Origin of the sequence: Mesonia aquimarina (genome assembly GCF_003667275.1) — a bacterium.
GTDB classification, from domain to species: Bacteria; Bacteroidota; Bacteroidia; order Flavobacteriales; family Flavobacteriaceae; genus Mesonia; species Mesonia aquimarina.
Window position 1 is genome coordinate 258,450 of record NZ_RCNV01000002.1, and the last position, 22,433, is coordinate 280,882.

At 33.1% G+C, this 22,433-nt stretch carries 21 protein-coding genes; 13 read left to right on the forward strand and 8 right to left on the reverse strand.

Annotated features, from left to right (window positions below; all coding sequences use genetic code 11):
- Window positions 1-33 precede the first annotated feature (33 nt).
- Window positions 34-573, reverse strand: a complete 540-nt coding sequence (locus tag D9R05_RS04670; RefSeq protein ID WP_162984900.1) for a hypothetical protein — start codon at window positions 571-573, stop codon at window positions 34-36.
- Window positions 574-697: 124 nt separating this feature from the next.
- On the opposite strand from D9R05_RS04670, the gene D9R05_RS04675 reads away from it, so the two are divergent.
- On the forward strand, window positions 698-1,459 hold the full coding sequence (locus tag D9R05_RS04675; protein ID WP_121666073.1) for a YebC/PmpR family DNA-binding transcriptional regulator: 762 nt from the start codon (window positions 698-700) through the stop codon (window positions 1,457-1,459).
- On the opposite strand, the gene D9R05_RS04680 is transcribed toward D9R05_RS04675, so the two are convergent.
- Window positions 1,456-3,351 (reverse strand): cation:proton antiporter, encoded by a 1,896-nt coding sequence (locus D9R05_RS04680; protein WP_121666217.1) that lies wholly within the window; start codon window positions 3,349-3,351, stop codon window positions 1,456-1,458. The two genes, D9R05_RS04675 and D9R05_RS04680, sit on opposite strands and share 4 nt — an antisense overlap.
- A 176-nt stretch (window positions 3,352-3,527) precedes the next feature.
- Between D9R05_RS04680 and D9R05_RS04685 the strand changes: the two genes are divergently transcribed.
- The 10 genes from D9R05_RS04685 (at window position 3,528) to D9R05_RS04730 (ending at window position 13,194) form a co-directional block, all read left to right on the forward strand.
- Window positions 3,528-4,391 (forward strand): MBL fold metallo-hydrolase, encoded by an 864-nt coding sequence (locus tag D9R05_RS04685; RefSeq protein WP_121666074.1) that lies wholly within the window; start codon window positions 3,528-3,530, stop codon window positions 4,389-4,391.
- Window positions 4,392-4,399: 8 nt separating this feature from the next.
- Entirely contained in the window at window positions 4,400-6,070 is a 1,671-nt protein-coding gene (locus D9R05_RS04690; protein WP_121666075.1) for a S8 family peptidase, read from the forward strand.
- Between the two features lie 5 nt (window positions 6,071-6,075).
- Window positions 6,076-7,947, forward strand: a complete 1,872-nt coding sequence (locus D9R05_RS04695) for a M1 family metallopeptidase (protein WP_121666076.1) — start codon at window positions 6,076-6,078, stop codon at window positions 7,945-7,947.
- 59 nt (window positions 7,948-8,006) lie between these two features.
- On the forward strand, window positions 8,007-8,372 hold the full coding sequence (gene rnpA, locus D9R05_RS04700) for a ribonuclease P protein component (protein WP_121666077.1): 366 nt from the start codon (window positions 8,007-8,009) through the stop codon (window positions 8,370-8,372).
- 7 nt (window positions 8,373-8,379) lie between these two features.
- On the forward strand, window positions 8,380-10,005 hold the full coding sequence (locus D9R05_RS04705; RefSeq protein ID WP_121666218.1) for a S41 family peptidase: 1,626 nt from the start codon (window positions 8,380-8,382) through the stop codon (window positions 10,003-10,005).
- Window positions 10,006-10,008: 3 nt separating this feature from the next.
- Window positions 10,009-10,209, forward strand: coding sequence for a hypothetical protein (locus tag D9R05_RS04710; RefSeq protein ID WP_121666078.1), 201 nt, complete (start codon window positions 10,009-10,011; stop codon window positions 10,207-10,209).
- Window positions 10,187-10,669: a nucleotidyltransferase gene (locus D9R05_RS04715; RefSeq protein ID WP_121666079.1), complete on the forward strand. Its 483-nt coding sequence runs from the start codon at window positions 10,187-10,189 to the stop codon at window positions 10,667-10,669. Before D9R05_RS04710 ends, D9R05_RS04715 begins: the two co-directional genes overlap by 23 nt.
- A 31-nt stretch (window positions 10,670-10,700) precedes the next feature.
- Window positions 10,701-11,486: a DUF1853 family protein gene (locus D9R05_RS04720; protein ID WP_262696561.1), complete on the forward strand. Its 786-nt coding sequence runs from the start codon at window positions 10,701-10,703 to the stop codon at window positions 11,484-11,486.
- Between the two features lie 80 nt (window positions 11,487-11,566).
- Window positions 11,567-12,370, forward strand: coding sequence for a DUF547 domain-containing protein (locus D9R05_RS04725; RefSeq protein ID WP_121666081.1), 804 nt, complete (start codon window positions 11,567-11,569; stop codon window positions 12,368-12,370).
- 152 nt (window positions 12,371-12,522) lie between these two features.
- The gene (locus D9R05_RS04730) at window positions 12,523-13,194 is read left to right on the forward strand and encodes a TIGR04283 family arsenosugar biosynthesis glycosyltransferase (protein ID WP_121666082.1); all 672 of its coding nucleotides are present in this window, start codon (window positions 12,523-12,525) and stop codon (window positions 13,192-13,194) included.
- Window positions 13,195-13,274: 80 nt separating this feature from the next.
- On the opposite strand, the gene D9R05_RS04735 is transcribed toward D9R05_RS04730, so the two are convergent.
- The 5 genes from D9R05_RS04735 to D9R05_RS04755 form a co-directional block, all read right to left on the reverse strand.
- Window positions 13,275-14,813, reverse strand: coding sequence for a SulP family inorganic anion transporter (locus tag D9R05_RS04735; RefSeq protein WP_121666083.1), 1,539 nt, complete (start codon window positions 14,811-14,813; stop codon window positions 13,275-13,277).
- Window positions 14,814-15,076: 263 nt separating this feature from the next.
- Window positions 15,077-15,517 carry a GNAT family N-acetyltransferase gene (locus tag D9R05_RS04740; RefSeq protein ID WP_121666084.1) on the reverse strand — a complete coding sequence of 147 codons (441 nt, stop codon included), beginning with the start codon at window positions 15,515-15,517 and terminating at the stop codon, window positions 15,077-15,079.
- 12 nt (window positions 15,518-15,529) lie between these two features.
- Window positions 15,530-16,438: a cation diffusion facilitator family transporter gene (locus tag D9R05_RS04745; RefSeq protein ID WP_121666085.1), complete on the reverse strand. Its 909-nt coding sequence runs from the start codon at window positions 16,436-16,438 to the stop codon at window positions 15,530-15,532.
- Between the two features lie 6 nt (window positions 16,439-16,444).
- The gene (gene rpiB / locus D9R05_RS04750; protein WP_121666086.1) at window positions 16,445-16,876 is read right to left on the reverse strand and encodes a ribose 5-phosphate isomerase B; all 432 of its coding nucleotides are present in this window, start codon (window positions 16,874-16,876) and stop codon (window positions 16,445-16,447) included.
- Window positions 16,877-17,395: 519 nt separating this feature from the next.
- Window positions 17,396-17,635 (reverse strand): putative signal transducing protein, encoded by a 240-nt coding sequence (locus tag D9R05_RS04755; protein ID WP_121666087.1) that lies wholly within the window; start codon window positions 17,633-17,635, stop codon window positions 17,396-17,398.
- 439 nt (window positions 17,636-18,074) lie between these two features.
- Between D9R05_RS04755 and rnr the strand changes: the two genes are divergently transcribed.
- On the forward strand, window positions 18,075-20,273 hold the full coding sequence (rnr, locus tag D9R05_RS04760) for a ribonuclease R (RefSeq protein ID WP_121666088.1): 2,199 nt from the start codon (window positions 18,075-18,077) through the stop codon (window positions 20,271-20,273).
- 57 nt (window positions 20,274-20,330) lie between these two features.
- On the opposite strand, the gene D9R05_RS04765 is transcribed toward rnr, so the two are convergent.
- Window positions 20,331-21,539 (reverse strand): T9SS type A sorting domain-containing protein, encoded by a 1,209-nt coding sequence (locus D9R05_RS04765; protein ID WP_162984901.1) that lies wholly within the window; start codon window positions 21,537-21,539, stop codon window positions 20,331-20,333.
- A gap of 167 nt (window positions 21,540-21,706) precedes the next feature.
- Here D9R05_RS04765 and D9R05_RS04770 point away from each other — a divergent pair, with 167 nt between their 5' ends.
- Window positions 21,707-22,384 carry a head GIN domain-containing protein gene (locus D9R05_RS04770; RefSeq protein WP_121666090.1) on the forward strand — a complete coding sequence of 226 codons (678 nt, stop codon included), beginning with the start codon at window positions 21,707-21,709 and terminating at the stop codon, window positions 22,382-22,384.
- The last annotated feature ends 49 nt before the right edge of the window (window positions 22,385-22,433 follow it).

Below are 22,433 nucleotides of genomic sequence, written 5' to 3' on the forward strand. Positions count from 1 at the left end.
AATTTGGAGGTTTTTTCATAATATGTTTATTAGTTATTGACGTTCTAAAGTAATTTCTAAATCAACTTCTGCATCCAAGCCTGGCATACCAGCATTTGGCATTGCATAATCGTCCATCGTTAATTTTAGTGTTGTATCATTTAATACTTCTATAGTAGAAACTCCTGTTTCCCCACTCTCATCATCAGTTGTAGAGAACTCATTTCCATTACGCTCCCAAGTACCAGTTCCTAGAAAATCAGACATGGTTACTTCATCTGTAATATCTTGCCCCATTCCACTAACTGTAAGTTCAATAGTATAACTGCCTGAACTTTCATATGTTTGATCTTCATTAATCATTACTACATAATCATCAAAAGAAACAGACTGTCCAGTAAAGTTTAAAGTAATTGTTTGTCCTCCTGCACTACTTGTAGATTCTCCTTCGTAATAAACATCTGTAGGTTCCCAAGTACCTGTTAAGTCAGCTGATTGATCGATCCCTCCGTTATCTCCTCCATCGTCATCACTTGAACAAGATCCAAATGTTAGCGCTCCTACGGCAATAGCCATTAACATAAATTTTTTCATAATAGATTTAAATTTTATTAGTTTGCGGCTAATATAGTTTTTTTTGACAAAAATTTATTTATTTTATTAATATTTTTTTAACATAAAGCACATCCTTTATTGTTGATCTTATAAATCGATTATTATGGCAGGACATAGTAAATGGGCAAATATTAAACACAGAAAAGGAGCCCAAGACAAAAAAAGAGCAAAACAATTTACACGAGCTATTAAAGATATTAGTGTAGCCGTAAAAGAAGGTGGTGGACCAGATCCTGAATCTAACCCAAGCCTTAGAAACGCCATTGCAAATGCAAAAGGTGTGAATATGCCAAAAGACACCATAGAAAGAGCCGTTAAAAAAGCAAGTGGTGCAGATGCCGAAAATTACGAATCCGTTACTTTTGAAGGTTATGGCCCACACGGAATTGCTATTTATGTAGAGTGTACCACAGATAATACCAATAGAACGGTTGCTTCGGTACGCTCTATATTTTCAAAAAATGGAGGTAGCTTAGGCACCAATGGTTCTTTAGAATTTTTATTTGATAGAAAAGGAGTTTTTGTTATTGAAAAAGAAAAACTGAATCGTTCTATTGAAGAATTGGAACTTGAACTTATTGAAGCTGGAGCGGAATCTTTTGATAATGAAGAAGATTTTTTAACAATTTACACCGAATTCATAGACTATGGGAAAATGTCTGAAGCTTTAGAAAAATTATCTATTGAAGTTAAAAATTCTGAATTACAGCGAATTCCTCTCAACACAACAAAACTTCCTTTAGAAGATGCAAAGCAAATCGTTTCACTAATAGATAAGTTTGAAGATGATGACGATGTACAAAACGTATTTCACAGCTTAGAACTTACCCCCGAACTTCTAAAATCTATAGGGGAAGAAGATTAATTATCTTCTTCCTTTTGTTTTTGATCCGTATCGGCAACCGTACTTTCTAAATCGGTTTCTTCTTCATTTTCGTCTAGCTCTAATGTTTTTCCTAAATAAACAAGCATAAAGCCTTCTTCAATATCAACTTCTTGACTATTTGAAGGGATTATGCTTAAATCTCCTTGATTATCTTTTACAAATAATGGAATAATCTCAGGATCGGTTTTAGTAATTTCAATTAATCCGCTATAATGTTCCTGTGAATTAATTTTTATCTCTTGAATTACAGGATATTTTCGAGCTACCTCAGTCAACTTTATATAATCATCTGTATGCGAAAATAGGCCTTCTTTTGGGTTGTTTTCAGGATCAGACATTTCATCTGAAGAAACCACTCTAAACGATCCATTTTCACCAAAATGCTTTTGAAACTTTTCAATCGCCATATTATTGATATCTGAGTTTCCGGTGAGCGCCATTAGATACCCAACGTCATTAAGCTCGATATTATTTGATAAATCATCTTCATAAACACTTCCTTGAATGGCCTCTAGACCTAATTCTTTTGCCTTTTTAATATTAGTTCGGTTATTATCAACAAGGACTACGTGTCGTTTATTCTTTTTCAAATAGGTTGCAATTAACCTTGATATTGACGAAGCTCCAACAATTAAAATCCCTTCAGAATTTTTGAGAAAAACACCTACTAATTGCGCAAATAAACGAGCGGTTGTTGCATTTAATAAAACGGTTCCTAAAACCACCATAAAAACCAAGGGGGTAATATATTCTGCTCCATCTACACCTTGACTCGCCAGTTTTAAACCGAATAAAGAAGCTATACCAGCTGCAACAATACCGCGCGGTCCTACCCAGCTGATAAATAGTTTTTCATTAAATTGTAAAGAAGAATTAAAACTACTTATAAAAACTCCTAAAGGGCGAACTAAAAATACAACAGTAGCAAAAAGTATAAGTGCATTCCAGTTATACACCAATAATAAATCGTCTATATTAATATTTGCTGCCAGTAAAATGAATAAAATTGAAATAAGCAGAACACTAAGTGATTCTTTAAAGTATAAGAGTTCTTTAATATTTGGGAGATTAATATTTCCTAATACCATCCCCATAATAACGACAGCTAATAATCCACTCTCGTGTGCAAAAACATCAGACAATACAAAAACACCTAAAACTGTTGCAAGGGTAAATACGTTTAATAAATAATGAGGAATCACATTTTTCTTAATACAAAATGCCAAAGCGTGAGCAAAAGTAAAACCAAAGGTAAAACCGAATAAAACAATTTTTCCAAAACCTATTAAGGCGGTTTGTGTGAACTCTTTTCCTTCTCCGGCGCTAATAAATTCAAACACCAAAACGGCTACTAAAGCTCCAATTGGATCGATTAAAATTCCTTCCCATTTTAAAATTGCCGAAACATCTTTTTTAAGCGGGATATTTCTTAAAATAGGTGTAATTACTGTAGGGCCGGTAACTATAATCAGTGCTGCAAAAAGAAAAGATATTTGCCAAGAAAGGTCAAAAATAAAATGAGCAGCAATTCCTGCTCCAATAAAGGTAATGATAACGGCTACGGTAATCAGTTTTACAATTACAGGACCAACATTAAGTACTTCTCCACGTCTCAAAGTGAGCCCTCCTTCAAAAAGAATAATACTAATAGCCAAGGAAACAAAATAGAACAAGCTCTCGCCGGGAAACAATCCTGAATCTCCGTTCCAAATTGGCTCTATTAATTTACCTCCGTCTTCGGTAAATAATGTAGCAATTGGACCAACGGCTAAACCAATAAGAATTAAAGGTAAAATTGCTGGGATTTTAAATTTCCAAGCAACCCATTGGGCTAATATTCCTAAAATTATGATTCCGGCTAGTTCTAACATCAATCGTAAATTTACTGCAAAATAACTTCTTTTGTACAAAAAAAAACTTTTTTCGATAAAAGCTTTCTATAAAATCATTTTCATTAACAAACTATTGTTAAAACACTATAAAGCTGAGCTTAAAAAAATTCATTTTGTTATTTTGCGTCGTTAAATTTGAATTTAAACTCAATTATATGACGTTACATCCAATAGAAGCAGGAAATTTTAAACTCGATGGTGGAGCCATGTTTGGTGTAGTTCCTAAAACATTATGGACAAGAACTAACCCTGCTGATGAAAATAATATGATTGATATTGCTGCCCGTTGTTTATTAATTGAAGAAGGTGATAAACTTACCTTAATAGATAATGGTTTAGGTGATAAACAAAGCGAAAAATTTTTTAAACACTACCACCGCTGGGGTGATCATTCTTTAGACAAATCTTTACAAGAAAAAGGATTTCATCGAGATGATATTACCGATGTTTTTTTAACCCACCTGCATTTTGATCATTGTGGCGGAAGCGTACAATGGAACAAAGACCGAACAGGTTATGAACCTGCCTTTAAAAATGCTAAATTCTGGACCAATGAAGAACATTGGAAGTGGGCAATCCAACCTAACGCTCGAGAAAAAGCCTCTTTTCTTAAAGAAAATTTACTTCCGATGGAAGAAAGCGGTCAATTAAATTTTTTAGATCGAAATGAAAAAGGCTCAAATTTCTACGATTATTTTAATTTTGGCGTTTTATTTGTAGACGGTCATACCGATAAACAAATGATTCCTCATATCAGTTACAAAGGAAAAACAATTGTTTTTATGGCTGACTTATTACCTACTGCGGGTCACGTACCATTACCCTACGTAATGGGTTATGATACTAGACCTTTATTAACCTTAGCAGAAAAGCGTGCGTTTTTAGACAAAGCAGCTGATGAAGGCTTTTACTTATTTTTAGAACACGATGCTCATAATGAGCTCATAACGCTAAAACATACAGAAAAAGGCGTTAGACACGATAAAACCTATACATTTAACGAAGTATTTAATTCATAACAAATCAAATGAAAAGAAGATTTATTAAACCTACATTCGCTGCCCTTATTGCAGCAGTTTTTGCGGCATCTTGTGGAACTACCGGTCCGGTACTTACCTCAACTCCTATTGAAAATATCGATCAACAACCTTTAAAAAACTCTGCTTTAAGCGATACAGAATTAAAAGGTTGGGGAGGAGCTGATTTAAAAAAAGACACTATTCCTGGAATGAGTGTTCAAAAAGCTTACGATGAAATTTTAAATAACTACCAAGGAAAAACAGTAATCGTTGGTGTTATTGATAGTGGTGTAGATATAGAGCACGAAGATTTAAAAAATGTTATTTGGACCAATGAAGATGAAGTTCCTGGAAACGGAATTGACGATGACAAAAACGGTTATGTAGATGACATTCACGGATGGAACTTTTTAGGAGACGCTGTAAAAGAAAATATGCAGTTTGTAAGAATCCTTAAAAAGCTTAAGCCTAAATATGAAGGAAAATCTGCTTCAGAAATAAGTGAAGCAAATAAAGAAGAGTTTGAGCTTTATACCAAAGCACAAGAAGAATTCAACAAGGAGTATAATGATGTTCTTAAAAATAAGAACTATTACACACAACTTCAGCAACAAGTTAATGCTGCCCAAAATGCTGTTAGTACAAAATTAGGTAAAGAAGATTTTACCAAAGAAGAACTTGCAGAAATGGAAGCAGACACGCAAGAGTTAAAGCAGTCTAAAGCTTTTTTAATGCAAATCTTTAATAATACGGATGATCTTGCTGAAGTAGACAAACAATTATCTAGCGGAATCGAATATTTTCAAGGGAGATTAGATTCTCACTTAAATATGGAGCTAGACGGCAGAAAAACAGGTGATGATGTAGATGATTTAACCGATACAGATTATGGAAATAATGATGTAGATGGTCCAGATCCTAAAAAGGAAGATGCAAAGCACGGTACGCACGTTGCAGGAATTATCGCGGCAGAACGTAATAACGGTATCGGGATGAATGGTGTTGCTAAAAATGTAGAAATTATGGCTGTTCGTGCAGTTCCAGATGGCGATGAGTACGATAAAGATATTGCCCTTGCAATTCGTTATGCAGTCGATAACGGAGCAAAAGTAATTAACACAAGCTTTGGAAAGTATTTTTCTACACATCCAGAATGGGTGATCGATGCTATTAAATATGCTGCCAAAAAAGATGTTCTTATTGTAAATGCTGCCGGAAACGATGGTTTAGACCTAGATGGAAATCGCGTTTATCCAAATGATCAAGACCCGGTAAATACTGCAGAAATTTCTGATAATTTCTTAACGGTTGGTGCTTCAAATTATGAATATGGTTCAGGTTTAGTGGCTACATTTTCTAACTATGGAAAAACCAATGTAGATGTATTTGCACCAGGAACTAAAATTTGGTCAACTACGCCATTAGATAGTTATGAGTATTTACAAGGAACTTCTATGGCTTCTCCTGCAGTTGCCGGAGTTGCAGCTTTAATTCGTTCATACTATCCAAAATTAAGTGCCGCTGAGGTAAAAGAAGTTATCATGAAAAGTGGGTTAAGCACAACTGCAGATGTTATGGTTGCAGGAGATGCTGAAGATGTTAGACCATTCAACAATCTTTCTACTTCAGGAAAAATGGTAAACTTGTACAATGCCTTAATTATGGCAAGCAAAATGTAATTTTTATGAATTTTATTAAAAGTAGTCTTCTATTTATTACAATCATTTCAGTTGTTTCTTGCGGAACAACTGAAATGACTACCACTAATGGAAATCAATATACTAAATCTAATTATTGGCAACAACACGTAGATTATTCCATGGCGGTAGATGTAAACGTCAATAATTATCAATATACCGGAACGCAAGAATTAGTTTATTCTAACAACAGTCCTGACACGCTTCGTCAAGTTTTTTATCATCTATATTTCAACGCTTTCCAACCGGGAAGTCAGATGGATGTTCGTTCGAGAACTATTCAAGATCCAGATAGTAGAGTTGGTGATAGAATCAGTAAACTTTCTCCGGAAGAAATTGGTTATTTAAAAGTGAATAAGTTAACACAAGACAATAAAAATTTAAGCTATAAAGTTGCCGGAACTGTTTTGCAAGTAACTTTAGACAAACCTATTTTACCGGGTGAAAAAACGACTTTCAATATGAATTTTGAAGGTCAAGTACCTGAGCAAATTCGTCGTTCAGGAAGAAATAATGAAGAAGGTGTTGCTTTATCGATGACGCAATGGTATCCTAAATTAGCCGAATACGATTTTGAAGGTTGGCACGCCGATCAATATATTGGTCGCGAATTTCACGGTGTTTGGGGAGATTTTGATGTAAAAATCAGCATTGATAAAGATTATATTTTAGGCGGTACAGGTTATTTACAAAATCCTAATGAAATTGGTTACGGTTACCAAGATGAAGGAAAAGAAGTAACTCCATCTGGAGAAAAGTTAACCTGGCATTTTAAAGCACCAAAAGTACACGATTTTACTTGGGCAGCAGATCCGGAATTTGTGCATACCAAACGTACTGCGAAAGATGGCACGGTACTTCACTTTTTATATAAAGACAATCCATCTTACGAAGATGAAAATAACTTTACCGAGAATTGGGAAAACTTACCTGAAAAAACAGAGGAGTTGTTATTGTACTTTAATGAGCACATAGGTCAATATCCGTACGATCAGTATTCTGTAATTCAAGGAGGCGATGGCGGAATGGAATATGGAATGTGTACACTTATTACCGGAAACAGAACTTTTGGTAGTTTAGTTGGTGTAACCGCCCACGAAATGGCACATTCTTGGTTTCAGTTCTTATTGGCAACCAATGAAGCTAAACACGAGTGGATGGACGAAGGTTTTACCACCTACATTTCTAGTTTAGCAGAAAATGAAGTTATGAATAACAATAAAGAACGTCCACTTTCAAATTCATACCGCGGTTATTTTTATATGGCCAATTCAGGTAAAGAGCAGCCGCAAACTACCTATGCAGATCGTTATGAAACCAATCAAAATTATGGAATTACTGCCTACGCAAAAGGTTCGGTTTTTTTACGTCAGTTAGAATATGTAATTGGGAAGGAAAATGTTGCTAAAACCCTAAAACGTTATTTTTACGATTGGAAATTTAAACACCCTACGCCAAATGATTTTATTCGCGTAGCCGAAAAAGTTTCCGGAGCGCAATTAGATTGGTATTTAACCGATTGGACAAAAACTACCAACACTATAGATTACGCTATAAAAAATGTTGTTGCTGAAGGAAACAATACGAAAGTAACCTTAGAGCGCATCGGATTAATGCCAATGCCAATTGATTTAGAAGTTACCTATACCAATGGTGAAGTTAAACAATTTTATATTCCATTAACAATGATGTACTGGCAAAAACAAAATGCCGGAGAAATCTTAAATGATTGGCCTTGGGCTTATCCTTCAAAAACTATAGAATTATTGACTGGAAAAGAAAATATTTCTAAAATTGAAATAGACCCTTCACAAAAAATGGCTGATGTAAACCGAGATAATAACGTTTACAATAAATAGCATTTTTTTTAAAAATTGATAAACCCCGCAAAATTGCGGGGTTTTTTTATCTTTACCCTATGGAACAAAGCTTCGGAAAACAAGAAAAACTCAAGAGCAAAATTTTTATCGGTCAATTATTTGAAGAAGGAAAACAACTTAAAAAATACCCGATAAAATTAATCTACGTTCCTATTCCTTCCACAGAAAAAAAACATCAAGTTGGGGTTTCTGTTCCAAAAAGAGGCTTTAAAAATGCGGTAGATCGCAATTACTTAAAACGATTATTACGAGAGGCTTACCGAAAAAATAAGTATCTTGTAGCTTCCGCTGAAAAAAGCTACGCCTTAATGTTTATTTATCTAGGAAAAGAAAAAAAAGAATTTTCCGTTATAGAAAAACAGATGCAAAAATTATTGAACGAATTAGCAACGAAAGTATCCTAATATGAAGATGAAGAAGCGAATTTTACTCCCATTACTTGCCGTTGGAATATTTTTTTCGACTACAAGTTACAAATCAGATTTTTTTGAAATCGCCAAACAGATTGAAATTTTCACGACCTTGTTTAAAGAATTAAACATGAATTATGTGGATGAAACCAATCCAGCAGAACTTATGGATACGGCAATTACAGCGATGCTGGAAGATTTAGATCCGTACACTAAATTTTGGAACGAACAAGAAGTAGAACAAGCCCGCATTCAAAATTCTGGCGATTACACAGGAATTGGTGCTTCTGTAGAAACGCGTGAAGAAAAAATAACTATTGTTGAACCTTACAAAAATTACCCGGCAGATAAAGCCGGTTTAAAAGCCGGAGATGAAATTATTAAAATTGGAGATATAAATGTTTCAGATTTTAATGAAGACGCAGGAGAATTGTTAAAAGGAGCTCCGGGAACTTCTGTAGATTTAACGTTTAAAAGACAAGGAGAAGTAAAAAAAACTACCTTAAAACGTGAAGCTGTAGAATTAAATGCCGTTCCATTTTATAAATTAATGGACGGTAAAATCGGATATATTGTACTTTCAAAATTTACTCGAACCGCTTCAACTGAAGTTGCTAAAGCTTTACAAGAACTAAAAAAAGAAGGCGCCGAAAAAATTGTTTTAGATCTCCGCGGAAATCCGGGTGGTTTACTTTCAGAAGCTGTTAATTTAACCAATCTTTTTGTAGCCAAGGGAGAAACTATAGTTACCACAAAATCTGTCATTGAAAAATATAACAAAGCCTATCAAACACAGCGCGACCCAATAGATACACAAATTCCGCTTGCGGTATTAATCAACGGGAAAAGTGCTTCGGCCAGTGAAATTGTTTCCGGAAGTTTACAAGATCTAGACCGCGCGGTGATTATTGGCGCCAGAAGTTTTGGAAAAGGTTTGGTACAACGTCCTAAAAAATTAACCTACGGGACGCAATTTAAAGTAACCATATCTCGCTATTACACACCAAGCGGAAGATGTATTCAGGCCTTAGATTATTGGCATCGTGATGAACAAGGAAACGCAACCAGAACGCGCGAAGAAGATTATAATGAATTTACAACTCGTGGTGGAAGAAAAGTTTACGATGGTGGCGGAATTTTACCTGATATTAGCCTAGAAACTTCTGCTTACAGCGGTATAACCAACGCACTTTTAGAAGAAAATGCCATTTTTGATTTTGCAACCAATTATTATTATAACAATAAAGTAGAAAATTTAAACGATTTTAAATTTAGTAACAGCGATTATCAAGATTTTAAGAATTTTTTAGAAGAGACTAATTTTACTTACGAAACCAAAACTGAAAAAGAATTAAAAAAAGCACTTAAAACAGCAAAAGGTGAAGGTTTTAAGGAAGAAATTGCAAGTGAATATAAAGATTTATTAGCATCAATTTCAAAGGCTAAAAAAGAAGATTTAGAAGAAAAAAAGCCAGAAATTGAAAGCTTGTTAACCGATGAGATTTTAAAGCGTTATTTTTACGAAGAAGGTTTGTATACCTATTATTTAACGCATAATCCTGAAATTTTAGAGGCTAAAAAAGTTTTAAATAATTCCACTAAATATCAGCAAATTTTAAGCAAGTAATCAATGAAAATTTCTTTTCAAACCAAAGCAGAAAGCAATAAGCAACAACAAGCGGCATTTTCAAAATTAACGCCTGTAGAACGTTTTTATGCATTTTTGGAATTGAGTTTTCGTTTAAAAGATTTTCCGCAAAAAAATAAACCAAAAAAATCTTCAGAAAATTTTGTAATCAAAATTACCGATGAAACATTTATGGAAAAATAAAATCAACCGTTTTATTGAACTTTGTCAAAAAAACAGAGTAAGAATGGTAATGGTTGGCGGTGGTGCAGTTAATTTTCACGGCTATCAACGTCATTCTGCAGATGTTGATTTTTGGATTGAAACTACAGATGCTAATTTTCAAAATCTAGTAAGTGTTTTTAAAGAAATGAATTATGATATAGATGATTTTCCTGATGAAGTTAAAAATAAACAGAAAAATATATCGGTTAAATTCTCACCAAGTGATTTAAATTTAGAGTTAATTACTAATTTTTCTTCCTTTAAAACTTTTAATGAAGCTTATAAAAACAGTGAAATTGTTGAAGTTGACGGTCATAAACTTTTAAAGTGGCGTGTTTTATCTTATGATGATTTAATAGAAAGTAAACTTAGAGCACGACGCCCTAAAGATTTACTAGATGTACAACAACTTAAAGAAATAAAAAACACCAAAAATTAATTCAAAAAATCTATTACAATATCAAGGTTTTATAAAAACACCTTCGCTTTGGAAAGGTGATTTTTTAGGCTTAAATTCGTTTGAATTAGCAGAAAATAGTACAAAAAAACTACTGCCTGAAAATATTCAATTACCCGAAAATTTAGTCTTAGGAAAACGCGCTGAACGCTTTTTTGCTGAAGCGATATCGCAAACAAATAGCTATGAAATTATTGCTGAAAATATTCAAATAATTCACGAAAAGCAGACGCTTGGCGAATTTGATTTTTTTTTGAAAGAAACCCATTGCGAACAAATTTTTCATGTAGAATTAGTATATAAATTTTATGTGTACGACCCTTCTATTGAAAATGAACTAAACCGTTGGATTGGCCCGAACAGAAAAGATAGTTTAGTTAGAAAAATTAATCACTTAAAAAACCATCAACTGCCGTTGCTGTTTCGCGAAGAAAGTTTAGCTTCTCTGAAAGAATTAAAATTATCACCTAAAAAAATAGAACAAAAGGTCTGTTTTAAAGCTAATTTATTTGTTCCTAAAAAGCTTCAACATAGTTCGTTTTCTTACATCAATCAAAATTGTATTGTTGGGTTTTGGCTTCATTTAAACGAGTTTTCTGCAGAAGAATATGCCGGTTTTCAGTTTTATTCTCCTAAAAAGAAAGACTGGTCTATAGAACCTACTAATCATCACGAATGGAAAAATTATACTGAAATAAATAAAGAGATCAACTATTTATTTCAGCATAAAAAGGCAGCACTCCTCTGGATGAAAAAAGACGAACACACTTTTGAACGTTTTTTTGTGGTTTGGTGGTAAAAAAACCACATTTTATTTGTAATTTTTAACAACTATTTTTTACGCTGTTTCGTATTTATTTAAAAGCAAAAAATATTATTATGAATATATTCAATAATTTTACCAAGTTATTATTTTTTAGTCCGTTTTTGTTGATGATTGCTTGTGGTTCCAGCAAAAAAGAGGAGCAAAATCTTACCGCAGCACAAGAAAAAATAAACCCGATTGAAATTTCTAAAGATTTTTTTGATGCCGTAAAACAAGATAAAAATGCAGAAAAATATAAAGAAAAACTAGCACAAATTTCACCGGAAGTTTTACAGGCATCGCTTAAAAATGATCAATTAAAAAAAGCTTTTTGGTTAAACATTTACAATACCTACGTACAATATTTACTAAAGAAAAACCCAGATTTATATGAAGATAGATCTGCATTTTTTAGTGAAGATCGCTTTACCATTGCAGGAGAAAAAATGAGCTTAGACGATGTAGAACACGGAATGATTAGAGATTCGCGTGTAAAACTTTCCTTGGGTCATATTAAAGATCCGTTTGCTTCAAAATTTGAAAAAAAGCTCCGTGTTTCTGAAGTTGATTGGCGCATTCATTTTGCCTTAAATTGCGGAGCAAAAAGTTGTCCGCCGGTTCGATATTATTCCGTTAAAAACTTAGATGAAGAATTAGAACAGTCAGCTAAAACCTATTTAACCAAAGAAGTTACCTATAAAAAAGAGGAAGAAAAAGTATTTGTACCGCGATTAATGGATTGGTTTAGAGCCGATTTTGAGGGAAAAGATGGTGTGATAGAAATCTTGAAAAACTATCAATTAATTCCACAATCTAGCGATCCCGATGTTGAATTCTCAGATTATGATTGGACGCTAGATGTAAATAATTATCAATAAAATCATTGTATATTAATTAGTCAAGACCGCTTTGCTTTTAAAACAAAACTAAGGCTCCCTTGTACCTAAATTTTAAAACAATAGTAAACTACCTCTAGGCAAACCTCGAGATATTAAATATTTTGGCGGCGCCAACAAATTTTAAATTATAGATGAAGCTAAGCATTATTATTCCTGTATTAAACGAGGCATCAAATCTTAAAAAATTACTTCCTGGATTAACCCAAGAAAGTAATGAGATTATTATAGTAGACGGTGGCTGTACAGATAAAAGCAAACAAATTTCTGAAGCTTTTGGAGCAAAGGTTATAACAGCTCCTAAAAGTCGTGCAAAACAAATGAATGCAGGTGCAAAAATAGCAAAAGGCGATGTTTTATTTTTTGTTCATGCCGATAGCATACCACCCAATGATTTTTACAGCGCAATACAAAAAAATATTAGCGAAGAAACACCTTTTGGCTGCTTTAGATCCTTATTTGATACTAAAAGTAGGTTTCTCTTAATCAACAGTTATTTTTCTCGTTTTAAAGGTATGATGTTTCGTGGGGGCGGACAAACCTTGTGGATAACTAAAACGCTATTCGAAAAGCTAAACGGCTATGATGAATCCTTAAAATTAATGGAAGAATACGACTTTATAAAACGCGCCACAAAAGTAGCCGATTATAAAGTAATTCAAAAAGATGTGTTAGTAAGTCCACGAACCTACGATGACAATGGAAATTTTAAAACTCAACTGGTTTATGGCTTAATCATGTTCGGTTTTTTTAGAGGAATTCATCAAGATAAATTAATAAAATTCGGTAAACGTTGGTTGAAATAATTTTTCAATTAGAACTTTTTAGAAAAAAACAGCCGATAAAATTAAATTTTATCGGCTATTTTAATTGAGTTATTTTTCAATCAATAATTATCAGAAACTACCTTATAGGTTGGATCTTCAATAATATTGACATCAATAATTTTATCAGCATTATGCAACAATCTTCTACAGTCTGCACTTAAATGCTTCAAGTGAATTTTTTTACCTTCTTTTTCGTAACGTTCTGTAATTTTATTCACCGCGTCAATCGCACTCATATCGGTAATTTTACTTTCAGCAAAATCAATTACTACTTCTTCAGGATCATTTTCTACATCAAACTTTTCAGCAAAAGCAGCTGTTGACCCAAAAAATAGCGGTCCGTATAATTCATAGTATTTTACGCCGTGTTCATCTGTCCTTTTTCTTGCTCTAATGCGTTTAGCGCTTTCCCAGGCAAAAACTAAGGCCGAAATTATAACTCCAATTAATACAGCTAAGGCTAAATTATGCATAACAATAGTAATTATGGTTACTACTACCATGACAAAAATATCGTGTTTTGGCATTTTTGTAAACGCTCTAAAGCTGGTCCACTCAAACGTACCAATAGCTACCATAATCATAACGCCGGTTAAAGCTGCCATTGGTAATAATTCAATTACTGGTGCGCCCACCAAAATGATGACCAAAATAGTAAGGGCCGCAATAATTCCTGATAATCTAGCTCTAGAACCTGAGGATAAATTTACCAAAGTTTGCGCAAGCATTGGACAACCACCCATACCGTAAAAAAAGCCGTTAGCAATATTTGCTGCGCCTTGCGCTAGACATTCTCGGTTACTGTTTCCTTTGGTTTTAGTTATTTCATCGACTAAATTTAGCGTTAGTAAACCTTCAGTTAAACCAACCGCAGCCATAATTAATCCGTAAGGTAAAATAATCTGCAAAGTTTCTAAAGTAAACGGAATCTCAGGAATATGAAATGGCGGTAAAGTTCCGCTTACTGAAGCAATATCTACTACTTGTTTAGTATCTATATTAAAACCAAGAACAATACCAAAAACCACTATTATAGCTACTAATGAAGCCGGAATAGCTTTGGTAAATCTTGGAAGAATAAGAATAATAGCAATTGTTAGCGCGACTAAGCCCGCCATAATTAAAAATGGCGTTCCAGTCATCCAAGAAACTTCCCCATTAATTATAGTTTTAAATTGTTCTATTTGTGCCATAAAAATTATGACTGCCAGACCGTTTACAAAACCAAACATTACCGGCTGCGGCACCAAACGAATAAATTTACCGAGCTTAAAAACTCCTACAATTAACTGAATAACTCCCGCTAAGGCAACAGCTGCAAATACATATTCTAAGCCATGAGAATTCATAAGAGCAATTAAAACCACAACTGTTGCACCAGCTCCTCCGGAAACTAATCCTGGTCTGCCTCCAAAAATGGCGGTAATTAAGCCCATAATAAATGCACCGTATAAACCTACAAGTGGTGGAAAACCGGCAAGAATAGCAAACGATAATGATTCTGGAATCATAGTCATCGCTACGGTAAGCCCGGCTAGAATTTCGGTTTTGTAATTTACTTTCTGCTGAAAATCGAAAAGGTTAAGTACTTTTTTCATAACAAGTTAAAATCTTAACTATAAAGGCTTTCTTATTGGAAAGCTAAATAAATTTAGTGTTGAAATATTGGAAATAATCTCTTCCTTTCAAGAAAAGATAACAAGCTTTACGTGAGATAATTACCGCTATGGCGGCGTAAGCTTAAATTTATATGAATAAAAAAACGTTCTCATAAGAGCGCGCAAAACTATTGATAAAAAGCCTTTTGCACAAACAATTTGTAGTTAAACTTTGAGAATGAAATTTTAAGGATTTGTAAACTCTATTTTTTGATCATGGCAATATGCGGAATACCATCTTCTAAATAGTCTTCTCCTATTTGTTGAAAATTATGCGATTCGTAAAATTTAATCAAGTATTGTTGGGCAGATAGTTTTATGATTGAGGTTTTATATTCTTTTTGAATCGCTTTTATAGAAGCTTCTAAAATTTGATGTCCAAACTTATGTTTTCGCTGATTTTCTTGAACAACTACACGACCAATTGCGGCTTCTTTAAAATAAATTCCGGGAGCAAAACAACGTGTATAAGCGATTATTTTGCCTTCTTTTTTTCCGATTAGGTGAAGCGCTTTTTCATCTTTGCCATCAATATCTTGATACACACAATCTTGTTCAACTACAAAAACTTCAGAGCGTAATTGCAAAATCTGGTATAATTCAGAAAGACTTAATTCTTCAAATTTTTTACTAATAACTCTCAATAGATAATGACTTTAATCTTGAACAATAATGGCTTTGCTATCGGGTTTATTAAATTCAGGCTGAATATTGATATGATTAATATTAAATTCTTGCTGAACTACTTTTTCTATTTCAACTAAAATTTTATCAAATTCTGAAAGGCTAATATCTTCATGAAAATCCATATGCGCTTCTAAATGAATTTCATCTTCATTGAGCTGCCAAATATGAATATGATGCATATTTTTCACCTGTTTAATTTGGCAAACTTTTTCAACAATATCTTTAATTGCAATATCGTTGGGCGTAAATAGCATAAGTACTTGAAAAGAAGATTTCAGCAACGCAAAACCTACTATAATTAAATAGATAGCAATGCCGGCAGTGAGTAAACTATCTACCCAATAAATTTGATAGAATTTCATTAACAACCCGCCAATTAAAACGGCAACAGATGCTAACATGTCGGTTAATAAATGAAGGTAAGCAGAGCGCATATTCATATTGGCTTTGCTATCTTTTTTCATTAACAATACACTGAAACCGTTCCCGGCAATAGCTAAAATAGCCAACCAAATTACTAAGTTAGAATCTATAGTTTGCGGATTTAAGAAGCGCTCAATTGCTTCTTTTATCAATATAACCGCAATAACGATTAAGGAAGCTGCGTTTATAAATGCAGCAATAATTTCGGCACGTTTATAACCAAAGGTTTTACTAACGGAAGCGTCTTTTCCTGCTATTCTATTAGCTGCGTAACTAATTATTAAGGATACAACGTCACTAAAATTATGTAAAGCATCAGAAAGTAGCGATAGACTACCACTAATCAATCCGCCAATTACTTGCGAAGCAGTAATCAGTATATTCAATACAATCGAAATTAACAGATTTCTTCCGCTTAAGCTCGTATGCGAATGTGAATGTTCATGCTTACTCATAAAGTTTTATTGACAAGCAATTTTCTCTACTCTACGTTGGTGCCGCCCACCTTCAAATTTTGTATTCAGAAAAACTTTTACCATATCTAAAGCTTGATGAGCAGAAGTAAAACGAGCCGGAATACTCAGTACATTTGCATTATTATGCTCTCTCGCCAAGGCGGTAATTTCTGAAGTCCAACATAAAGCTGCACGCACATTTTGGTGTTTATTAGCAGTCATAGATGCGCCGTTTCCACTTCCGCAGATAATGATTCCAAAGTTTACTTTATCTTCTTCTACATCTTTTGCAACCGGATGTACAAAATCTGGATAATCTACACTTTCTTCTTCATTGGTACCATAATTGGTAACTTCTATATTTTGTTCTTTTAAGTAAGCTACAATTTTATTTTTATAAGTTGTACCCGCATGATCGTTGCCAATAGCTATTTTCATAATTTAATTTTAAAGGTTTATGCAAAGGTAACCAAAGCCTTTTTAACTCCAATTTTTAGCTTGTTAATTAAAAAATATAAATGCCTATTGTTTAAGGTTTTAAAATTAAAGGGGAATTGTGCATAAGTTTAGGTTACTTTTTATAAAGTATTTTTGCATTTTAAGATTAAAAATCAATAGAGAAAATATTATCAATTTTCAAAATAGACTTGTTAGAATTTCTTGAAAAGTTATGAAATGGTTAAATCTAATTGTTAACAGTAAAATCTGGGTTAAAAAGTAAACCTTATTTTTTGAAGCTATTTTTTAACTTTTGTTAATAAAGTCTAAAAACTACTTTAGAATCAGCTTTTTAAAATTAACAATGAAGTTGATAAGATGTTTACAAGCGTTCAACTTATAGATTTCCAAATTTTAATTGAATAAAATATACCGCTATTCACAAGCAATAATCATCATCATTTATTTTTTAAATTTTAAAGAAAAGAAAGATATAATATTTAATAGTGTTAACAAGTGTTAGACAATTTTAAGGTGATTATCGTTTTCAAAAGCTTGAAGAATTTTTAAAGCTTGTGAGTAATCTTCGGGATGTACTTTTAAAAAAATTCCGCCGAGTGCGTTAGAATAAAAAGGAACCAAGCCAACCAAAGTTTCATTCTGAAAGAAAAACCGAATAGCTTCTTTTTCTAACAAGAGTTTTAGCACGGCATATTCAAATGGATACGTAAAGGTAGCTAAGGTTATAAAATTCTGCATCGCATCTTTTCTTTAAAGATAAGATAAATCCTAAAAAAAGTAAGGCAGTTTATTTAGCAGTTCTGCTTATAAAAGTGATGTTATAATTGCTTTGAGTAGAAAATTGTTCGCTTACAGTTTTATTGAGCGAAATATTTACATAGTAAACAACAGCAACTACACCTAATAAAAAGATGATTGCAAATAAAAATGGAAGTTTACGCGCTTTAAGCATTTGATCTAGTATAAGCTATGTAAAGCAAATTATATTAACAAAAATAATAAATTTTATAATAAGTTTAACAAAACTGTGTAAAATTAAGATTAATAAATCCTTATAAATCTTAATTTGACGGTATTTTTTTAATTATATGTTAATTAACTACTTAACAAAACTTTAATTTTAATGCCTTCAATTGTCAAATTTTAACTGTAATTTTAAAGCAATAGAATAAATTAAATGGCAAAAGGAAAAAAGAAGAAAAAAGGACAAAAAAAAATTGAAAACCTTTCAAAAAAAATACTTTCAATATTAAGAAAACAGCCTACTGAAGCGCTGAACTATAAACAGATTGCGTCTAAACTTCAAGTAGATGATGCAAATAGCCGAAACCAAATTATTAGAAAATTAGCTCATTTGGCCGGTAAAAAACAAATTTTAGAAACCGATCGCGGAAAATTTCAGATTAATGCCAGACGCGATTATCACGAAGGCTACTTAGACATCACTTCAAAAAAAGATGGTTATGTAATAGTAGATGGTTTAGATGATGATATTTTTATACCTCATAAAAATTTAAATAAAGCTTTTGATGGCGATTTTGTACAAGTTTATGTGTATAAACGCAGAAGGCGCAATAATGAAGGTGAAATTACCAAAGTTATAGAACGTAAAAAAACCACTTTTGTGGGAGTTTTACAGATGCAAAAAAACTTCGGTTTTGTAGAAGTGAAAAGCGGAAAAATGTATACCGACATTTTTGTGCCGAAAAACAAAACCATGAAAGCCGAAGATAACACGGTGGTTTTGGTTGAAGTAGAAGATTGGCCAGATGATGCAGATTCACCTTTTGGAAAAGTAATTGAAATTTTAGGAAAACCCGGCGAGCATGAAACCGTAATGCAATCAATTTTGGTAGAAAACGGTTTGCCGCATGATTTTCCGAAAGAAGTAGAAGAATTTGCAGATCAAATCGATACATCAATTCAAGAAGGCGAAATTAAAAAGCGTCGCGATATGCGCGAAACGCTTACGTTTACAATAGACCCTAAAGACGCTAAAGATTTTGATGACGCCTTGAGCTTTAAAATTTTAGAGAACGGAAATTATGAAGTTGGTATTCACATTGCCGATATTTCGCATTATTTACAACCCGGTACCATTCTCGATGAAGAAGCTTACGAACGCGCAACTTCAATTTATTTGGTAGATCGCGTAGTACCGATGTTACCTGAAGTTTTATCAAATAATGCTTGTTCTTTACGCCCGCACGAAGAAAAATACACTTTTTCTGCTGTGTTTGAAATCAATAAAAAAGCAGAAGTTGTTAACCAATGGTTTGGAAGAACAGTAACTTACAGTGATGCTCGATTTGCTTATGAAGAAGCGCAACACATTATAGAAACTAAAACTGGTGATATACCGAGTGATATTTCTATAACCGATAAAATGTATAGTACTTCTCCAGCAATTGTAGAAGCGGTATTAACTTTAGACAGTCTGGCAAAAAAAATGCGTGCAAAACGCATGAGTAGCGGTGCTATTTCTTTTGATAAAGTGGAAGTGAAATTCAATTTAAATGAAGAAAATGAACCGGTTGGCGTATATTTTAAAACTTCTAAAGATGCCAATAAACTTATTGAAGAATTTATGCTGCTTGCCAATAAAAAGGTATCAGAATTTATTGGAAAAAAACAGCCTAAAAAAACCTTTGTTTACCGTTGTCACGATGAACCAAATGATGAAAAATTAGCTTCGCTTCAAAACATCGTTTCACAATTTGGACATTCGCTAAATTTAAAAGATAAAAAAGGTATTAACACCTCTTTAAATCGATTGTTGAAAGATGTACAAGGGCAGAAAGAGCAAAATTTAGTGGATACGTTAACCATTAGAACCATGAGCAAAGCTTATTACAGCACAAATAATATTGGGCATTACGGCTTGGCATTTGACTATTATTCGCATTTTACATCGCCTATTCGTCGTTATCCCGATGTTATGGTACATCGTTTACTACAAACTTATTTAGACGGACAAGAATCTGCTAGTCAAGAAGAGTACGAAGATAAAAGTGCGCATTGCAGTGATATGGAAAATTTTGCAACTAGTGCCGAACGTGATTCTATAAAATACATGCAGGTAAAATTTATGAAAGATCACGAAAACGAACAGTTTTTAGGAATTATTTCTGGTGTTACCGAATGGGGAATTTATATAGAAATTGAGCAAAATAAATGTGAAGGAATGGTGCGCTTACGTGATATTAAAGAAGACCATTTTGATTTTGATCAAGAACAATATGCTATTGTGGGTAGAAATACGCTAAAAACCTATCAATTAGGAGATGAAGTGTATGTAACCGTTAAGAAAGCAGATTTGGAAAAACGCCATCTAGATTTTAATTTAATCGGCAGTAAAACTGAAGTCGAAATGTAATATTATAAAAAAAGCTGGATAAGAATCCAGCTTTTGTAATTAAAATAAATTTTTAAATTACTCTTTTACAAACTTTATAGTTGATGTTTGTTTGTCATCAGTAATTTCTAAAATATAAACACCAGAATTAATTGAACTGATGTCAATATTTTCAGTGTAATTTATTTCTTTTATTAACCTCCCATCTAAGCTATAAATATTAATTGTTGGATTTTTTAATTGCTCTTTTGTGCTTAAGGTGATGCTATTTTTTGCTGGGTTAGGATACAATGTAATTGCATTCTTTTCAAAAGAATTATTATTCAATAGATTATTTAAATCTGTTGTCCACATGCCGGTTTGAAAAGTTTGTCCAATAAAATCTACTCCACCAAAAAAGTAAAGCGTATCATTAATAATAAAAGAACCCGGTGCCCAAATACTATTTCCAGGGTGTGGATTTAATACGGTCCATGAATCTGTAGCTGGGTCATACATCCAAAAAATAGAAGGATTAGTTGCATCGTGATTTTCTGCATCGCCGCTTAAAACAAAGCCTTTTCCGTTATGGGAGAATTGAGTTCCCGCAATTCTAGCTCCAGGTGCGGTAGCCATTTGATCCCAAGAATTATCAGAAGGATCAAAACGATACCAATCATCTCTAGCCATTTGCGGACTTCCATCGTGTCCTAAGCCGGTATAACTATAATTACCGATAGAGAAGTGGTACGGATGGTGTCTAGCTGTTCCTGGAAAGTCTATTAACTGTGTCCAAGTATCGGTTGCAATGTCATACTCCCACCAGTCATCTAAATTTCCTGAAGCATTATTACCTTTACCTACATATATTTTTCCGTATTGATCATTAATGGTAAAAGTTGGGTGCTTTCTTCCTGTACAAGGGCAGGAACTTAATTCTTCCCATGTTTCTGTAGTAGGATTATATTTCCATAAGTCATTTAAATCATTAGAAGTTCCTGCTCCAAAACCTAAATAAGCTTCGCCATTATAAACACCACCTATAGAAAAACTACGCGCCGGACCAGGAAAATCTGATAATGTTTCCCAAGAATCTGTAGTAGGATCGTATTTATTAAAATCTTTGGTAGGATTGTTATTTACATTAGTTCCTGTTGCAGCATAGCCGTAGCCGTTTAATGCCCAAGTAACAGGATGATGCCTTGTGTTATTTCCTAATCCCGTTTTACTTTGCCAAGTTTGAGCAAATACAAAAGTTGTAAAGCTTAAAAAGATTAGCGTAAAAAAATTAGTAGTATTATTTTTCATATAAATTGAGTATTGATTTTTAGAAATATAATGAAAATAATTTATATTTTTTAATAGTAGTTTTCTTTCCTGTTTTTTCTGTAGTTGAAAAAACTTTTTTAATTTGTAATTAGAAATAAATTTTATTTGGTCGGCTCTAAAACTGAAGTCGAATTGTAATATTTTGTATGATGAAAAAAACAGCATTTATACTTTTTGGATTAATGACAGCTAATGTACAAGCGCAAGAAATTGAAATTCCGATTACAGAATCTTTCAACGAAATAAAAATTTACAATAAAATTGAAGCGCGTTTAATTCCTTCAACAGAAAATAAAGTAATTGCTAAAGGAGTAGATAAGGAAGAAATTGAAGCAAAAGTTAAAAACAATACGCTTAAAATTAAATCAGACTTAGATAATATCTGGAGTGAAGACGATACCATTGTTGAAATATATTATACTTCTGCAGAAATTATTGATGCTAACGAAGGTTCTAATGTTACTAGTAATCAAAAAATTGTACAAGAAAATCTAACGCTTTCTGCACAGGAAGGAAGCAGAATTGCTTTAGAGCTGGAAGTAGAAAACTTAGAATCAAAAATTTATACCGGCGGTACCATAAAAGTTTGGGGCAAGGCATCTGCACAGGAAGCTTCTATTAAAGCCGGTGGAGAATATAATGCAGATGAATTATTAACCGAAGATACTAACGTTAAAATTAGTGCGGGGGGAAATGCTGCTGTTCACGCTAGCAATTCCTGCAAGGCAAAAGTTAGTGCTGGAGGTACAATTACCATTTATGGAAATCCTTCTTCTATTAAAAAAAAGACTAGCTTAGGCGGGAAAATTATTGAAAAGAAATAGTAAGGCTTCATAAGCTTCATAAGACTAAAAGGTTATTTGATATTTCATT

What these genes read in the sequence shown, in the direction of transcription:
- D9R05_RS04680 (WP_121666217.1), bottom strand. Translation starts at nt 3,351, where the DNA reads ATGTTAGAACTAGCCGGAATCATAATTTTAGGAATATTAGCCCAATGG.
- D9R05_RS04765 (WP_162984901.1), bottom strand. Translation starts at nt 21,539, where the DNA reads ATGAAAAATAATACTACTAATTTTTTTACGCTAATCTTTTTAAGCTTT.
- D9R05_RS04745 (WP_121666085.1), bottom strand. Translation starts at nt 16,438, where the DNA reads ATGAGTAAGCATGAACATTCACATTCGCATACGAGCTTAAGCGGAAGA.
- D9R05_RS04685 (WP_121666074.1), top strand. Translation starts at nt 3,528, where the DNA reads ATGACGTTACATCCAATAGAAGCAGGAAATTTTAAACTCGATGGTGGA.
- D9R05_RS04675 (WP_121666073.1), top strand. Translation starts at nt 698, where the DNA reads ATGGCAGGACATAGTAAATGGGCAAATATTAAACACAGAAAAGGAGCC.
- D9R05_RS04770 (WP_121666090.1), top strand. Translation starts at nt 21,707, where the DNA reads ATGATGAAAAAAACAGCATTTATACTTTTTGGATTAATGACAGCTAAT.
- D9R05_RS04715 (WP_121666079.1), top strand. Translation starts at nt 10,187, where the DNA reads ATGAAACATTTATGGAAAAATAAAATCAACCGTTTTATTGAACTTTGT.
- D9R05_RS04725 (WP_121666081.1), top strand. Translation starts at nt 11,567, where the DNA reads ATGAATATATTCAATAATTTTACCAAGTTATTATTTTTTAGTCCGTTT.
- D9R05_RS04735 (WP_121666083.1), bottom strand. Translation starts at nt 14,813, where the DNA reads ATGAAAAAAGTACTTAACCTTTTCGATTTTCAGCAGAAAGTAAATTAC.
- D9R05_RS04670 (WP_162984900.1), bottom strand. Translation starts at nt 573, where the DNA reads ATGAAAAAATTTATGTTAATGGCTATTGCCGTAGGAGCGCTAACATTT.
- rpiB (WP_121666086.1), bottom strand. Translation starts at nt 16,876, where the DNA reads ATGAAAATAGCTATTGGCAACGATCATGCGGGTACAACTTATAAAAAT.
- D9R05_RS04755 (WP_121666087.1), bottom strand. Translation starts at nt 17,635, where the DNA reads ATGCAGAATTTTATAACCTTAGCTACCTTTACGTATCCATTTGAATAT.
- D9R05_RS04690 (WP_121666075.1), top strand. Translation starts at nt 4,400, where the DNA reads ATGAAAAGAAGATTTATTAAACCTACATTCGCTGCCCTTATTGCAGCA.
- D9R05_RS04710 (WP_121666078.1), top strand. Translation starts at nt 10,009, where the DNA reads ATGAAAATTTCTTTTCAAACCAAAGCAGAAAGCAATAAGCAACAACAA.
- D9R05_RS04705 (WP_121666218.1), top strand. Translation starts at nt 8,380, where the DNA reads ATGAAGAAGCGAATTTTACTCCCATTACTTGCCGTTGGAATATTTTTT.
- rnpA (WP_121666077.1), top strand. Translation starts at nt 8,007, where the DNA reads ATGGAACAAAGCTTCGGAAAACAAGAAAAACTCAAGAGCAAAATTTTT.
- D9R05_RS04695 (WP_121666076.1), top strand. Translation starts at nt 6,076, where the DNA reads ATGAATTTTATTAAAAGTAGTCTTCTATTTATTACAATCATTTCAGTT.
- D9R05_RS04730 (WP_121666082.1), top strand. Translation starts at nt 12,523, where the DNA reads ATGAAGCTAAGCATTATTATTCCTGTATTAAACGAGGCATCAAATCTT.
- rnr (WP_121666088.1), top strand. Translation starts at nt 18,075, where the DNA reads ATGGCAAAAGGAAAAAAGAAGAAAAAAGGACAAAAAAAAATTGAAAAC.